Here is a 14,845-nt window from a genome sequence, read left to right as displayed (position 1 = left end):
CGGGTGCTGCTTAGAAAGCCTGCACGATGGAGTAGATGATGGTGGCGAGGGCAACGAGGCCCATGATGAAGACGAAGTAGTTGGAGGCCTTGCCCTTGAAGCGGGCGAGCGCTGGGACCTTGTGGATGGCGACCATCGGGATAAGGAACAGCATGATGGCGATGGTCGGGCCGCATAGGGTCTCAATCATGCCGAGGATGGAAGGATCCGCCCAGGCAACGAGCCATGCGGTAACCAGCATGAAGACGAGCGTGATGGTGTCGAGCTTGTGGCTGGATTCTGCATCATCTTTATTAGCATTCTTGCTGCCTTTGACAAGGAGGCCTTCGAAGCCTTCTGCAGCGCCCAAGTAGTGGCCCAAGAAGGACTTGGCTACGGCAATCATGGCGATGATGGGGGCAATCCACTGGATGACGGGGTTGTCAAAGTGGTTGGCCAGGTAAGACAAGATGGTGATGTTTTGTTCCTTGGCCTCGGCCATATCCGCAGGCGATAGGCTCAGCGCGCAGGAGAAGACGAAGAACATCACGACGACGACCATGAGGATTTCCGCGCGGAGCAAGATCTTGCGGGACTTGTATTCCGCGTACTTGCCGTAGGTCTGGCGGCGGTCGACGGCGAAGGAAGAAATCATGGGCGAGTGGTTGAAGGAAAAGACCATGACTGGGACCAAGAGCATCAAGGTAATGCCCATGCTGTGTCCAGAGGCTTCGCGTGCGACGCTGAGGTCGAAGCTGTCAAAGAGTGCGGTATTCCACTTGGGGATGAGGTACAGCGAGAGCAGCACCAAGATGCCGATGAACGGGTAGACCAAGTAGGACATGACGTGGACGACCACGTTTTTGCCCATGCGCACAACGAGGATGAGGCCGCCTACGAGGACAAGCGAGGTAAGCCAGCGATCTGGAGGGGTGATACCTAGCTGGTGTTCCAGGAAGGAGTTCACCGTGTTGGTGATGGTTACCGAGTACACCAACAGGATGGGGTAGACGGAGAGGAAGTAGAGGATATTCATCAACACGCCGGCTTTAACGCCGAAGTGTTCCTCCACGACGTCGGTGAGATTGCCGTCTGGCTTTGAGCTGGAGAGGACCAGGCGGGTCATGCCGCGGTGGGCCCAATAGGTCATCGGCAAGGCGACGACGGTCATGATAAGAAGCGGGATGATGCCGCCGATGCCCGCGTTGATGGGAAGGAAGAGCACGCCGGCACCAATGGCGGTGCCGAATAGGGAGAGCATCCATACGGTGTCTTCCTTATTCCACGCTGGGGCGCCTTCTTGCCCCGCAAAGGGGGTCTCTATGCCGTCAGCGGGTGGCTTTTCTTCTGCGGGTAGTTGTTCCGGAATCTGCGCGTCGTGTTCCGGGTGCTCGACTTGTCCGTGGCGCAAGAGCTTGTGGGACATTTTCTTTCCTCCTCTGCATGGGGTTGACCGAAGCTTGAGGGCTCCTGTCACCCTGGAGTGAGAAAATATTTTCTCTCACCAGCGTGCGCGGGCAAGGGCCTGAAATTAATCTTTCAGCTTGTATCCAGCCCATTCGCTTCGTTACACGTTAAGTATAAGCCCACGGTAATGCTGTTTGATAATAAATTATTACATTTTGAGTAGGTTAATTATCACTCTAAAAAAGCTTGCGCGGCACCCAGAGATATGCATTGTTGAACAAAGTGGGCGGTTGTGCGATCTGGCTCATAGATAGCCGCGGGCGTGGGCGGGCACTCGTGCAGGTAGGCGCCGGATAAAGAGAAAATGCGGGAGAAGAAATTAGGTCTCGACCAAAACCGTGAAGGGCCCCTCGTTGACGGACGATACGCGCATCATAGCCCCGAATTGGCCTGATTCGACCGCGATATTACGCTCGCGGAGTCGCTCGATGATGTACTCGATGACCGGCTCGGCCTCTTCTCCCGGGGCCGCATCGGCCCATGATGGGCGCCTCCCTTTGGCGGTGCGGCCATACAGCGTGAACTGACTGACCACCAAGACTGGGGCTCCGGCATCGGCAACCGATACTTCACCGTCTAGGATGCGCAGCTCCGCTATCTTGCGGGCCATCTTTTCTGCACGCGGTTTCCAATCGGCTAAATCCTCTCGGGAGACACCGACGAGGGCTAAAAGCCCACCCGTCTCAGGGCAGTCGATGGCGCCGACGGTCTCGCCCGCAACGGTGACGGCTGCTTCGGATACGCGGGTTAGGACTGCGCGCATGCTTGTATCTTCCTTTCCTGGCTATTCAGTGCTCTTCAGTGTTATTCGGCGCTAATCGGTGTAGGCAGCCGGGGAAGCGTCATCCTCGAGCAACAGATCGGCGGGGATGAGCAGGCCATGGCGAACCATATCGATGATGGCGGGAAGCGCGGCCGCGGTCAGTTCTGTCTCATCGAAGCCGTGCGCCACCGCATACAGGCCAACGGTCTCTCCAAGGTTGAGCCCGTGGGGAGAAAGGCCAGCTACGATTGCTGCCAAGTGTTCATCGACTTCGTGGCTCCACCGGGACCATCGGTACGCGTCAGGCGGATAACCGCCCGGCTAAATCCTTGTTTATTATCGGTATCGGCCACACTGACTTCTTCTTTCGCCACCTGTGGGCGCACCTGGAAGTGCTTTCCCTCCAGCTCACCAGGAACCAAGTCGCGCAGCCATGCCACGCGGGCGAAGTATTCCTCCACCTCGGGTCCCAATGGGTCGCTAAAGTACTGCGGCATTTCTTCAGCCAAGATATCGGAGGGTGCGGCTTCGGCAATTTTTTGGATGGCGACGAACCCAAACCCGATACCCGTGACATCGTGATGGTGGAAATGATCCAGCCAGGCCTTAGAGCGCGCCTTGCCCTCGTCGCTGCGCACATCCAACGATTCATCCTTCAGCCACGTGGATACGTAGAGGGAAGGATCGGCGACATCCCGCTGAATGATCCAGGCAGCCACACCCTTATCCGGCAGCCACGAGGCCACGCGCTGCTGCCAAGTCTGCCCACCGGTATGCACCCAGGCGGCGAGCAAATGCGCGGTTCCGCCCGGGGCGAGGTGGTCAACGGCCTGAGAAACAACCAATTCGCTTGCCCCATCCAAGTTCAAGCCAGAATCGCGATAGACATGGCCCACCTCGGGAAGGCCAACGACGAACGGGGGATTGGCCACGATGCGGTCAAAGGTGCGCCCCGCAACGGGCTCGAACCACGAGCCCTCTACAAGCTCTACCTCTGTACTAGCCCCCGCGGCAGCGACGGTGGCGCCGGCCAAATCAAGCGCGCGCCGGTGGACATCTGTCGCGGTAATGCTGCGCGCGCACTCGAGCTGACCCAACAATTGCACTCCCGAACCGGTGCCCAGATCGAGCACCGTTGATACCGGGCTTACCGGCGTCGATTGCAAGAGTGAGAGGCTTGCCGCCCCGACACCCAAGACGTGATCCGCGCCGGGGACGTGGCTCACCAGCGAGGCATCGACATCGGAAAAGACGAGGCGGTTGGAGCCGACGATGATATGGGGCCGGATATCGAGGGCAATGTAGATGCTGCCGCAATCATCGGAAAGCGCCACGCCGGCATCTAGGAGCTTGGCGGCAAGGCGGGCCCCGAGGGCATCGGCAAGCAGCGTGGCAGGCAGATGCTCATGCAGCAGGAAGAAGCGGATGAGCGTATCCAGCTTGGTATTGCCGGCGGTGCCGCGCACCACCGCGGCAGGCTCACCGCGGTAGAGGGCCTCCGTAAGCTCCGGGCCCAAATGCCCCGCTAAACCATCGGTAGTAAAACCGGCCTGCGAAAAAGCCTCCGCTAGCTCTGGGGCAAGATCGCGCACCGCGGCGGCATCGAAATGAGGGCCAAAGGACGTCATGCTGGGAGAAGATCCTTTCCAGTCGTGCTATTCATGCGGGTTATGCGCCTAATCGGAGGCAGTATCGTCATGGTCAATAACGGAATGCTGAGATTCGATTGCCTTGGAGCCGCCGCGGGAAATCTGTTGGTTCTGATACTGCGAATATAGCTGACGATTCATCGCGGGTTTATAGACATTTTTATCGCGCTTGTCCTTCTTCTCCCCGCGGCTATTGCCAATGACCACGGCAATCCACGGCAAAGGAAAGGTCACGCCCACGATAATCGCCGCGAGCAGCCACCAATGCAGGTATAAAAAGACCCCGGCAATGAGCAGGGACGGCACGCGCAGGAATTGGAAAAATCCGTACCACAGCTCCCGGCGCCTGCGATCTTGTGCGGGCGAGAGCTTGGCATCCGTGATGAGAAAACGTTCCTTTTTGCCAAACACTTAAATTACGCACCTCCCTGGAGCGCGGCGCGTAACCCTACAAGAGGGGAGAGGAGAGCCGGCAATGGAGTGCGTAGAGTGTGCATATTCTCCAAGAGTAGACGCATGACTCGCAAAGTTCGATGCAGATGCGGCAAAATGGGGTGCGTGACTACGACTACGAAGACAATTGAACGGCCAGATATTCGTGAAGACACTTCGACGACGGATAATGACACGCCGAAGTTCTTCCACTACGTCAAAAAGGATCAGATACTCGATTCCGCGGTCAACGGCAAGTACGTCGTTGCCCTGTGCGGTGAGACCTTCCCGGTAACCAAACAAGCAAAGCCGGGCTCGCCGGTATGCCCCGATTGCGAACGCGTTTTTAAGGGTCTCCGCCGCAAGTGAGGACGTTTAAGAAGACGAACCTCCGCGCGTGGCAGCAATCAGCCCTCGATAAATTCCTCGCCACCAAGCCACAAGACTTTATGGCCGTGGCGACCCCAGGTGCGGGTAAGACCACCTTTGCTCTGCGCATCGCGACGGAACTCATGGAAGATCGCACGGTAGAGCGCGTCATCGTTGTGGTGCCGACCGAGCACCTGAAGACGCAGTGGTCTGCCGCCGCCGCGCGGGTGGGCTTGGCCTTGGATCCTGCCTTCACGAATTCCTCTGCGGTCAACCCCAGCATGGATGGCATCGTGGTGACCTATGCCCAAGTGGGCATGCACCCATTCAAGCACCGCGCCGTTGCCTCCGCGCGGCGCACCTTGGTGATCTTGGACGAGATCCACCACGCCGGTGATGCCAAAAGCTGGGGCGATGGCGTCAAGGAGGCCTACGACGACGTCAACCACCGCCTCGCGCTGACCGGTACGCCGTTTCGCTCCGATGAATCACCCATCCCCTTTGTGCGCTATGAGGACGATGGGGAAGGCCACAAGGTCTCGCGCGCCGACCACACTTACGATTACGGCGATGCGCTTGCCGATGGCGTCGTGCGCCCCGTCGTCTTCTTGTCCTACTCCGGCGAGGCGCGCTGGCGGGACTCCGCCGGGGAGGAGCACTCCGCGCGCCTGGGTGACATCATGAACGTGGAACAAACCGCGCGCGCCTGGCGCACCGCGCTCGATCCCAAGGGCGAATGGATCCCCGCCGTGCTGCAGGCGGCGCACACCCGCCTCATGCAGATGCGGCGCAATATGCCGGATGCCGGCGGGCTCGTGCTCGCTTCCGATACCACCACCGCCCGCGCCTACGCGAAAATCCTCAAGCAACTCTCCAATACCCCAGTCTCGGTCATTTTGTCCGATGACCCAGGCTCCTCGGACCGCATTCAAGAATTTGCGGACTCCACCGATGAATGGATGGTTGCCGTACGCATGGTGTCCGAGGGCGTTGACGTGCCCCGCCTCGCGGTGGGCGTTTACGCCACCTCCGCGTCAACCCCCTTGTTCTTCGCCCAGGCAATCGGCCGCTTCGTGCGCTCCCGCATGCCGGGTGAAACCGCCTCGGTATTCCTGCCCTCCGTCCCCGTGCTGCTCGGCCTTGCAGAGCACATGGAAAAATCCCGCGACCACGTCCTGGGCAAAGAAAAGACCGAGAAAGAAGGCTGGGACGACGAGCTACTCGAGCAGGCAAACCAGAAAAAGACCGAACCGGACATGCTGGAAAAGTCCTACGAGTCCTTAGGCGCCGAAGCCGAATTCTCTGGCCTGCTCTATAACGGATCGCAGTTTAATACCGGCGATATGACCTCTGATGAAGAAGCCGATTTCCTTGGCATCCCCGGGCTCCTCGATGCCGACCAGGTCAAAGACCTACTGCGCAAGAAGCAATCCGAGGAAATGGACCGTCGCGAGGCTGAGGAAAAAGCGCGCCGGGCAGCCGAGGCAGAAGAGGCCCACCGCCGCAAGATTTACGGCATGGGTCATGCGCCCGCCGCGAAGCAGCAAGAGTCCGATTCCGCAGAGGAAACCGGTGTGGTGGATGAGCTCGGCGCGCTGCGCAAGGAGCTCAACACGGTGGTCTCCATCGCTGCGCAAAGCTCTGGCCGGCCGCACGGTGCCATCCATACCGAGGTCCGCAAGGCCTGCGGTGGGCCGCCCACCGCGTTATGCAGCGCGGACCAACTGCGCGAGCGCATCAATTACTTGCGCAAGTGGTAGCGTGCCTCCTTGTGGCTGGTTGGCTGCTGGCCGGCTAGCTGGCGGCGCGCCGCTGTCGCCGCGCCAGCCCCGCAGGAGGGTAGTAGGCACATTAAAAGGCCGCACCACGGTGGTGCGGCCTTAATGCTGTGCGGGGCGGGCGATCTAGTTAGTCGAGATAATCGCGCAATACCTGCGAACGAGAGGGGTGGCGCAGCTTCGACATCGTCTTGGACTCGATCTGACGGATGCGCTCGCGGGTAACGCCGTAGACCTGGCCGATCTCGTCTAAAGTGCGCGGCATGCCATCGGTAAGCCCGAAGCGCAGGCGCACGACGCCAGCTTCGCGCTCAGACAACGTGGTCAGCACGTCCTGGAGCTGGTCCTGCAGCAACGTGAAGGACACGGCATCGACGGCGATGACGGCCTCAGAGTCCTCGATGAAGTCACCCAACTGAGAATCGCCCTCATCACCGATGGTCTGGTCCAGCGAGATGGGCTCACGCGCATACTGCTGAATTTCCATCACCTTTTCTTCGGTGATGTCCATTTCCTTTGCCAGCTCCTGCGGGGTGGGCTCGCGGCCCAAGTCCTGCAGCAGCTCGCGCTGGATGCGGCCCAGCTTGTTGATGACCTCCACCATGTGAACCGGGATGCGGATGGTGCGGGCCTGGTCAGCCATTGCGCGGGTAATGGCCTGGCGGATCCACCACGTGGCGTAGGTAGAGAACTTATAGCCCTTGGTGTAGTCGAACTTTTCCACCGCACGGATAAGGCCCAAGTTGCCTTCCTGGATAAGGTCCAAGAAAGCCATGCCGCGGCCGGTATAGCGCTTGGCTAAGGAGACCACAAGGCGAAGGTTGGCTTCCAACAGGTGGTTCTTAGCCTTGCGCCCGTCCCTTGCGATGCTGCGCAGGTCGCGCTTTTCCATGGGGGAGAGCTTGGCAGCCTTATCGCCCTCCGCGCGAGCCTTTTCCATCTCGTCCATGCGGTGCTGCGCGTACAGGCCAGCCTCGATGCGCTTTGCCAAAGAGACCTCCTGCTCAGCATTCAGCAGGGCAACCTTACCGATCTGCTTGAGGTACGCACGCACGGAGTCGGCGGAGGCGGTCAGCTGAGCATCCTTGCGTGCCTGGCGCAGGGCGACGGATTCTTCCTCATCCCAGACCGAGGATGTATCTTCTACTTCGTCCTCGTCTTCTTCTTCGCCCAACTCTTCCTGAATATCGTCTTCATCGAGGTCAGTGGGGGCATCGAATTCGTCCTCTTCGATGTCCTCATGGGTGGGGTCGAAGTCGACGTCTTCCGCAGGGGTGTCTTGCTCAACGGCGTCGAGCTGATCCTCTGCGTCCTCAGCTTCCGACGGTGCTTTCTCCGCGGAGTTTGCGGGGGAGTCTTGCGGTTCCGCCGCAGAGGCTCGCACGGTCTTTTTGACAGCTTTCTTGGCTGATTTCTTCGCTGACTTCTTGGCGGTCTTCTTAGCCGTTTTCTTGGCAGTCTTTTTCGCCGTCTTTTTAGCTGTCTTCTTGGCGGTTTTCTTCGCCGTTTTCTTTGCCGTCTTTTTGGCGGTCTTCTTTGCAGGAGTAGATGCCTCGACAGACTTATCGTCCTCGCCGAGTGCCTGGTCTGAAGAATCAGTGGCTGCCACGTACGCCCTTTCGACTTACTACTTGATGGGAATAGCTCACCGCACCCGCACAGGGTGGCAATAGCATTAAGAAATGCTAGCGGGTGTAGGCCTTATGCAGGTCAGACACGCCCGAGAGCCATGCAATTTTGGATCGACCGCCCAGTATAGGCGATTTTTGCACAATGCCGGTAGATAGGGTTACTGCAACGGCGATTTTATGGCTCTAGGCCTTCTAATACCGCCATCGCTGCACCTACAATACCCGCACGATTTTGCAACTGTGCAGGCATTACGGGGGTATCAATAGTTAAGTGGGGGCCCCATTTGTGGAATTTGCGAGATATGCCACCCCCGATGAGGAAAGCCTGGGGATTAAATAATTTCTCGTATTCCTGCAGCACACGATTGAGCCGAGGCGCCCACTCCTTGTACTTCAGTCCTTCGCGTTCCTTGGCGGCGGAGGACGCAATCGCCTCGGCCTCGTCAGTTCCCACCATGAGGTGGCCAAGCTCAGTATTGGGGAAGAGCTGACCGTTGAGGAAGAAGGCTGACCCGATGCCGGTTCCCAGCGTCAAAAAGATGACGGATCCGGTTTTGGCCAACTCGTTTCCATACGCGACTTCCGCAAGGCCTGCGGCATCGGCATCATTTAAGACCACAAAGTCAACGTCTAGATAACGCGAAAACAACTCGGTGGTATCCACGCCTATCCACTCAGGTGAGATATTGGCAGCGGAGTGCACCGTGTGGTTCGACACCACCGAGGGCAAGGTGATGCCGACGGGCTTGTCCCACTCTTTTTCGCGCACAATTTGGGCGACCACCGTGGCTACCTCATGTGGTGTGGATGGCTGTGGGGTAGGGATCTTCAGCCGCGGGCCCACGAATTCACCGTTTTTGAGGTCGACTTCTGCGCCCTTAATGCCTGAGCCGCCGATATCGATGCCAAATGAGTGGCCAGTATGAGTAGTCATGCTCGCAAGTGTAGAAGAAGGCACAATGGTTGGCATGGATCATGACATAGATTTTCTGCAGCTGCGAGATTTTGCGGAATCTACCGCCGTGCGCGCGGCCGCACTTATCCGCACGCACCGCGCCGACTTGGTTGCTGGAGACGGTATTGCGGCACATACCCAGACAAAATCGAGCGCCGTCGACCCGGTGACGGAGGTCGATACCGCCACCGAGGAGTTTATTACGCGCACGATTAAGGAAAGCCGCCCTGGCGATGGCCTATTAGGTGAGGAAGGCGCGAGCTTCGACGGGACGACCGGGGTCAGGTGGATTGTGGACCCCATCGACGGCACGGTCAATTTCCTTTACGGCATTCCGGACTACGCGGTCTCCATCGGCGCGGAATACGATGGCCGCCTGGTAGCAGGCGCTGTGGTCAATGTGGCGCGGGGGCAGGTGTATTCCGCAGCGGCCGGCGAAGGTGCCACGGTTGCCACTGCGGATGGCACGCGGTCTTCGCTACGGTGCGGTGAACAAGATGACCCCGCGCTTTCCTTGGTTGCGACGGGATTTGGCTATGGCGCACAGCGGCGCAAGCAACAGGCGGAGCTGCTGACCAAGTTGCTGCCGCAGGTCCGCGATATCCGCCGCATTGGAGCAGCCGCCCTCGATCTGTGCCGCGTGGCCGAGGGGAGCGTAGATGCCTATTTTGAGCACGGCATTAACGCTTGGGATTTTGCCGCCGGTGCTCTCATTGCCCGCGAGGCGGGTGCGAAGGTCCATCACCCAGGGCTGGACAAGGGGTCCGCTGATGGTGAATTAACCTGGGCCGCGGGGGTGAATTTGGCACCCGCATTTGAGGATCTTTTGGCAGGACATGGCGCTAAGGAAGCGATGCGGGGGTGAAGGATCTTAGAATTTCTTAGCAGCGGGATGACATATCGGTGTTTGTCCTTTACTATGCGCGATCGATAAACAACTATTCCTAAAGCAAATCGACTTATAGGGGCGTGCAGTATGGCCACCGATTATGACGCACCGCGCCGCGGTGCAGAAGACGAACTTGAAACTGACTCTTTAGAGGGACTGAAAGCAGCTGAACCCGAAAGCAACGGCATGGATGACGATGGCGAAATCGTCGAAGCATTCCAACCGCCATCAGTTGACCTCACCGGCGAAGAGCTCAACGTACAGGTCGTTCCCCGTCAAGAAGACGAATTTACCTGCGGCTCCTGCTTTTTGGTCCAGTCCAATAAGCGTTATTCGCACGAAGAAGATGGCATGCCCATCTGTAAGGATTGTGCCTAAGCAGCCAGTATTGGCCTAGCTAGCCGTTACTGCGCACAACCCAAATAAAGATTCACCCCCGCCGCAGTTTGCACAGGCAAACGCGGCGGGGGTGAAGTTTTCCTTTTTAGCAGACACCCAATGTGCGCGGGACCTAACTCCCTGGGACTTCTCTTTTCGGGGGCAGGCCCCCTCAGCTATCCTGTTCTATCTAAGGCTGCTCGTCATTGCTCTTCTTATCCGGTGTGCTCCCTTGCTTTCGTCGCTTCTCCCATAGATATCGACGAACCAAGAAGATGGGCAGCACTAGAACGAAGTAAAAAGCCATGTATCCCACTACATGAAGGACGATGCCGTCAGAGCTCACTTCGCTCCAAGAGACTCCTTCCACGTTGGAGGAGGACACTCCCCGCCAACCGGTTACTTGACTGACGTAGAATTCAGCGATGACCATGAGCGGCAGTATCACGAAGGAAAACCACCACGGAGGTATCCAGGGTTTCCCATCTTTCTGAGTTCTGCCTAAAGCTCCTCCGAAACCCATGAAGCTTAAGCGTGCTGCTCCGGTAGGAAGGCGCGGAGCAGTTGGTCTGGATCTTTCGAGGCAATGAGCCAATATGGGGTGTCATCCTCAGGATCATTGAGGACCATCATGGCGTGCTCGTCAATCCAGGCATGAGAGACCAAGAATGCGGCCGGATCGAATTGCGGGCCCAGCGCGTTATGGCGAGCAGACTTTGGAACGGTAATCGAACGAGAGACAACCTCATTGGGTAGCTGTGCGTCTTTGACGAGCAGCCACCGCGTTCCATCTTCATCTTGTTCTACTTGAACAACGGTCCCAGACCACGTGATGAGCACCCAGATAGCGATGGCGCCGAGCAGGACTGCGGGAATGATGGTCCACCACACAGAGCGGTTGAGACCTGCCGTAGCTGAGGTTAAAGCCACAACGATGGCTGCAAAAATCCAGAAGTACCACGGCACCCATTGGCGTTCGCGATACAACACTTTCGGGGCAGCGGGTTGAGGAGCAGAAATATCAGACACGCCTAGGCATTCTAGTCCACTCCACGCACAGAATGAACCGACTGGGGCAGGTAGGATTGGCTAAGTGACTGATTCGAATTCGCTACCGCAGGAACAAACGCCAGTAGGAGACGTCAAAATTAAGCGCCTCGATAAAGAGCTGCCGATGCCATTTCGGGCGCATCGGGGTGACGCCGGCGCCGATCTTTACGCTGCCGAGGCGCTTACCCTCCAACCTGGCGAACGCGCCCTCGTCGGCACCGGTATTGCCATGGCCTTGCCGCTGGGCACCGTGGGATTAATTCACCCGCGATCCGGACTGGCAGCTAAACATGGGCTGTCCATTGTCAATACGCCGGGTACCGTGGATGCTGACTACCGCGGGGAGATCAAGGTGTGCCTGATTAACCACGATCCCCACACCCCGATCGAGATCGAGCGCGGCATGCGCATCGCTCAACTCGTGGTACAGCGCGTAGAACTAATGGATTTTAGCGAAGTAGAAGACTTGGATGAGACCGTCCGCGGTACCGGCGGCTACGGATCAACCGGCGTATAGGAAGGATTACAAAATGGGCATTTGGCCATTTGGCAAAAAGAAAAACGATGACGGCCGGAAAGAAGAGCCGGAAAACCCTCAACAATCGCAGCCACAAGAGCCTGCCGCTGATTCCGCAGGATCGGCTTCGGCTGAATCGAGTTCCTTTGCATCCGTAAAAGATACGGCTGCCGACGCCGCCGCAGCCTCGGGACAGGTGCCAACGGAGTTTGCCCACGACGCCGTAAATGGCGAAACCGGCCCCTTTGATGGCGATTCCGTCAATATCGAAGACTTTGACTTCTCTGATTCTTCCATCGGAATCTTGGACCTTGGCTCGATGCGCATCCCGCTGCCAAAGGATTCCCAAGTCCAGGTAGAAATGGGCGAACAAGGCCCGAAGATGCTGCACATTGTCACGAAGGCGGGCCGTATTACTCCCGTTGCCTTCGCAGCGCCGCGAAAGCCTGGCCAGTGGGCAGAATCCGTGGAAGAAATCAAGGAAGGCATGAGCCGCGATGGGCTATCCGTCACCACGGAGCAAGGCCCTTGGGGGCTGGAGATCGTCGGCAAGAATGACAACGGTCAGCTCCGCGTCATTGGCGCCGAAGGCCCGCGGTGGATGATGCGCTTGACTCTTGCGGCACCTACCGGCCTTGAAGAGGATTTGGCGCAGATCGCGCGCGATGTAGCATCGCGCACCTTTGTCTACCGCGGTGAGGATCCTATTTTGGCGGGCAACGCACTGCCGGTCATCATGCCCAAGCAGCTGGTGGAGCAGGTCAAACAAGCCATGGAAAAGCGCCAGCAGGAACAAGCAGGCGCAAATTCCCAGGCGCAGGCGGCCCAAGGCCACCCAGAAAACGGGGTAGGCGGCCCCGATCCCGCAGCTGAGGCGGAAGCCGAAAAGCAGCTGCGCGATTTGGGCGCGCAGCCACGCAAGGGGGAGAATGAATCTCCTACACATGACAAAGACAAGGGGTCTAACCCCGATTCCGATAAGTAAGTAAAGCAGAACGCTACGTGAGTAACTCTTTGCCGGAGCCGCAGGCTCCTCAGCTAGGCGACGACCAGGACCGCGATAATGAGCCAACTCTGTTGGAACAAATGGGAGGCCTTCCCGGCCTGGTTGCGGCCACGTTGCCCATTGTCGTCCTTATTCCAGTTAATAGCCTTTACGGCCTTACCCCAGCGCTCATCTCCGCGCTGGGTGTGGCGGTAGTGATCGCGATCTGGCGCATTGTTCGCAAACAGACCATCCAGCCGGCCATTTCTGGCCTTATCGGGGTGGCCATTTGCGCCGCCATCGCCTGGTTTACCGGCGATGCCAAAGGCTACTTCTTATACGGCATTTGGATGTCGCTGGCCCTGTTTATCGCCGCGGCGCTATCCATCCTTTTCCGGTGGCCGGCCGTTGGCGTTATCTGGAAGGGCTTGAACGGCGATGATATGGCCTGGCAAAAGGTAAAGCTTGCGCGCAGGGCGTATTCCATCGCCACCGCTGGGTGGGCCGTCATCTTCTTGGCGCGGTTTATCATCCAGCGGGCGATTTATGATGCTGGGGAGACGACCGCCTTGGGCATTACCAGGATCGTCATGGGCTGGCCCTTGACACTGTTGGTGACCGCATTAACCGTGTGGATGGTGCGCCGCGCAGATGCCGCAGTAGAAGCGGCAGAAAATGCCGGGCTTGCCACAAGTTCAGATCGCAGTACACAAGAGTTCGAGGCAGAAAATGAATGAGCCAGCACTATCTCGCGGAGACACCCTGGAAGTCACCATCGACCGCATGGCGCATGGTGGACTTGGCATTGGCCACGCCCCGGACGGGCGCGTCGTCTTTGTCCCTCGGGCTTTTCCGGGGGACACGGTCCGCGCAACCGCGGGTAAGGTGAAAAAGTCCTTTATCAAGGGCGAGCTCGATAGCATAGTTGCTGCGGGTGAGCTGCGCGTACCCAGTAGCTGTCCCGCAGCAGAGCTAGGCGCCGGGTGCTGCGATTTTGCCGAGTTGGATCCCGCAGCGGAACCAGCCATCGAGATGGGCGTTCTCCGCGAACAGTTGCGCCGCAGCGGCATAGAAGGGCTCGAATCCCTCGCTATTGAACAACACGACCTGCCGCCGGTACGAGGCTGGCGGACGAGGGTCCGGTTGGGCGTCGACAAGCAAGGCCGCGCCGGATTGCGGAAGTACCGCTCGAATGAGCTGGTGACTTCTGTCGGTTGTACCCAATTAGCAGATGGCTTGATTGATGGTTTGGTAGGCGACGGTGCGCGGCGTTTTACCCCGGGGGCTGAAATTGTCGCGGTTCTCGATGGCGCGGGTAACCGGCATGTGGTGGAAACACGTAAGGCCCCGCGGGGCAGGCGCGTGGAGACCATTCGCGAGGTCATCGAGGGCTCTGGCACCGTGGTCGAACACGTCAATGGCCGCGTGTTTTCCTTTCCTGCCACGGCCTTTTGGCAAGCGCATGTGGCGGCGCCGGAACTCTATAGCGCTGTGGCGGGGCAGTGGCTGGCCGGCCGGGATTACCAGCACAAGACCGCCTGGGACTTGTACGGCGGGGTCGGATTATTCGCGCCCGCGTTGTCTGATGCCACCGGTGGAAAAGTCATTTCCGTGGACTATTCGCCCGCGGCAACGGCGTCTACACAGCCGGGGCTGCGCGATATCGATATCGCAGTAAAATCCGCCAGGGTAGAACAAGTTGCAGCGCAATTGCCCCAACCTGGTGCCGTGGTGCTCGATCCGCCGCGAACTGGGGCGGGCGAGCAGGTTATCCGCGCCGTGGCGGGGGCAAAGCCGCAGGCCGTGGTGCATGTGGGATGCGATCCTGCCACCTTTGCCCGCGATCTATCCCTGTGGCACCGCGCTGGGTACAAGCCTGAGAAAATGGCGCTAATCAATGCCTTTCCTGGCACCCATCACTTTGAGGTTATCGCTCTTATTACCCCAGATAAGGAAGCGAATAAGTCGGCGCAGGACGCCGTTTAACGCGAAAATACCTCGCC

At 58.6% G+C, this 14,845-nt stretch carries 15 protein-coding genes and 1 pseudogene; 8 read left to right on the top strand and 8 right to left on the bottom strand.

Translation table 11 applies throughout. The features are described from left to right. Positions 1–10: 10 nt before the first annotated feature. The 4 genes and pseudogenes from ACLI1O_RS07050 to ACLI1O_RS07035 all read right to left on the bottom strand — a co-directional run bounded on the left by ACLI1O_RS07050 (position 11) and on the right by ACLI1O_RS07035 (position 4,269). The gene (locus tag ACLI1O_RS07050; protein WP_411706788.1) at positions 11–1,405 is read right to left on the bottom strand and encodes an HAAAP family serine/threonine permease; all 1,395 of its coding nucleotides are present in this window, start codon (positions 1,403–1,405) and stop codon (positions 11–13) included. 360 nt (positions 1,406–1,765) lie between these two features. Beyond that, the gene (gene dtd, locus ACLI1O_RS07045; protein ID WP_126319197.1) at positions 1,766–2,209 is read right to left on the bottom strand and encodes a D-aminoacyl-tRNA deacylase; all 444 of its coding nucleotides are present in this window, start codon (positions 2,207–2,209) and stop codon (positions 1,766–1,768) included. 51 nt (positions 2,210–2,260) lie between these two features. Beyond that, positions 2,261–3,837: pseudogene (locus ACLI1O_RS07040) on the bottom strand (methyltransferase). Between the two features lie 48 nt (positions 3,838–3,885). Then, complete coding sequence (locus ACLI1O_RS07035) at positions 3,886–4,269, bottom strand: DUF3099 domain-containing protein (protein ID WP_023028868.1); 384 nt, start codon at positions 4,267–4,269, stop codon at positions 3,886–3,888. A 138-nt stretch (positions 4,270–4,407) separates the two neighbouring features. Between ACLI1O_RS07035 and ACLI1O_RS07030 the strand changes: the two genes are divergently transcribed. Together ACLI1O_RS07030 and ACLI1O_RS07025 are read left to right on the top strand one after the other, a co-directional pair. Then, the gene (locus ACLI1O_RS07030) at positions 4,408–4,659 is read left to right on the top strand and encodes a DUF3039 domain-containing protein (protein ID WP_005278940.1); all 252 of its coding nucleotides are present in this window, start codon (positions 4,408–4,410) and stop codon (positions 4,657–4,659) included. After that, complete coding sequence (locus ACLI1O_RS07025) at positions 4,656–6,419, top strand: DEAD/DEAH box helicase (protein WP_239269828.1); 1,764 nt, start codon at positions 4,656–4,658, stop codon at positions 6,417–6,419. The genes ACLI1O_RS07030 and ACLI1O_RS07025 overlap by 4 nt, the downstream gene beginning before the upstream one ends. Positions 6,420–6,567: 148 nt before the next feature. Here ACLI1O_RS07025 and ACLI1O_RS07020 read toward each other — a convergent pair whose 3' ends face one another. Together ACLI1O_RS07020 and ppgK are read right to left on the bottom strand one after the other, a co-directional pair. Continuing rightward, positions 6,568–8,046: an RNA polymerase sigma factor gene (locus tag ACLI1O_RS07020; RefSeq protein WP_239269827.1), complete on the bottom strand. Its 1,479-nt coding sequence runs from the start codon at positions 8,044–8,046 to the stop codon at positions 6,568–6,570. 197 nt (positions 8,047–8,243) lie between these two features. Further along, on the bottom strand, positions 8,244–9,002 hold the full coding sequence (gene ppgK / locus ACLI1O_RS07015; RefSeq protein WP_239269826.1) for a polyphosphate--glucose phosphotransferase: 759 nt from the start codon (positions 9,000–9,002) through the stop codon (positions 8,244–8,246). Here ppgK and ACLI1O_RS07010 point away from each other — a divergent pair. Together ACLI1O_RS07010 and ACLI1O_RS07005 are read left to right on the top strand one after the other, a co-directional pair. Beyond that, entirely contained in the window at positions 9,001–9,888 is an 888-nt protein-coding gene (locus ACLI1O_RS07010) for an inositol monophosphatase family protein (RefSeq protein ID WP_239269825.1), read from the top strand. The genes ppgK and ACLI1O_RS07010 overlap by 2 nt on opposite strands. Before the next feature lie 111 nt (positions 9,889–9,999). Beyond that, positions 10,000–10,290, top strand: a complete 291-nt coding sequence (locus tag ACLI1O_RS07005; RefSeq protein WP_005278945.1) for a DUF4193 domain-containing protein — start codon at positions 10,000–10,002, stop codon at positions 10,288–10,290. Between the two features lie 190 nt (positions 10,291–10,480). Here the strand turns inward: ACLI1O_RS07005 and ACLI1O_RS07000 are convergent, their stop codons facing one another. Together ACLI1O_RS07000 and ACLI1O_RS06995 are read right to left on the bottom strand one after the other, a co-directional pair. Further along, a complete protein-coding gene (locus ACLI1O_RS07000; protein ID WP_239269824.1) occupies positions 10,481–10,723 on the bottom strand; it encodes a cell division protein FtsW in 243 nt (80 codons plus the stop codon). 95 nt (positions 10,724–10,818) lie between these two features. Next, positions 10,819–11,280 carry a DUF3093 domain-containing protein gene (locus tag ACLI1O_RS06995; RefSeq protein WP_005278947.1) on the bottom strand — a complete coding sequence of 154 codons (462 nt, stop codon included), beginning with the start codon at positions 11,278–11,280 and terminating at the stop codon, positions 10,819–10,821. Positions 11,281–11,383: 103 nt separating this feature from the next. Here ACLI1O_RS06995 and dut point away from each other — a divergent pair, with 103 nt between their 5' ends. Genes dut through ACLI1O_RS06975 form a run of 4 tightly spaced genes read left to right on the top strand, consistent with a single transcriptional unit; the run spans position 11,384 to position 14,828 of the window. Further along, complete coding sequence (gene dut, locus ACLI1O_RS06990; protein ID WP_284849651.1) at positions 11,384–11,857, top strand: dUTP diphosphatase; 474 nt, start codon at positions 11,384–11,386, stop codon at positions 11,855–11,857. A 13-nt stretch (positions 11,858–11,870) separates the two neighbouring features. Next, complete coding sequence (locus tag ACLI1O_RS06985; RefSeq protein WP_284849652.1) at positions 11,871–12,842, top strand: DUF3710 domain-containing protein; 972 nt, start codon at positions 11,871–11,873, stop codon at positions 12,840–12,842. Positions 12,843–12,871: 29 nt separating this feature from the next. Then, complete coding sequence (locus ACLI1O_RS06980) at positions 12,872–13,579, top strand: DUF3159 domain-containing protein (RefSeq protein ID WP_284849661.1); 708 nt, start codon at positions 12,872–12,874, stop codon at positions 13,577–13,579. After that, positions 13,572–14,828: a class I SAM-dependent RNA methyltransferase gene (locus ACLI1O_RS06975; protein ID WP_284849653.1), complete on the top strand. Its 1,257-nt coding sequence runs from the start codon at positions 13,572–13,574 to the stop codon at positions 14,826–14,828. Before ACLI1O_RS06980 ends, ACLI1O_RS06975 begins: the two co-directional genes overlap by 8 nt. Positions 14,829–14,845 lie beyond the last annotated feature (17 nt).

The organism is Corynebacterium sp. LaCa78 (assembly GCF_046717505.1).
Classification (GTDB): Bacteria; Actinomycetota; Actinomycetes; order Mycobacteriales; family Mycobacteriaceae; genus Corynebacterium.
This window is presented reverse-complemented; position numbering and strand designations above follow the sequence as displayed.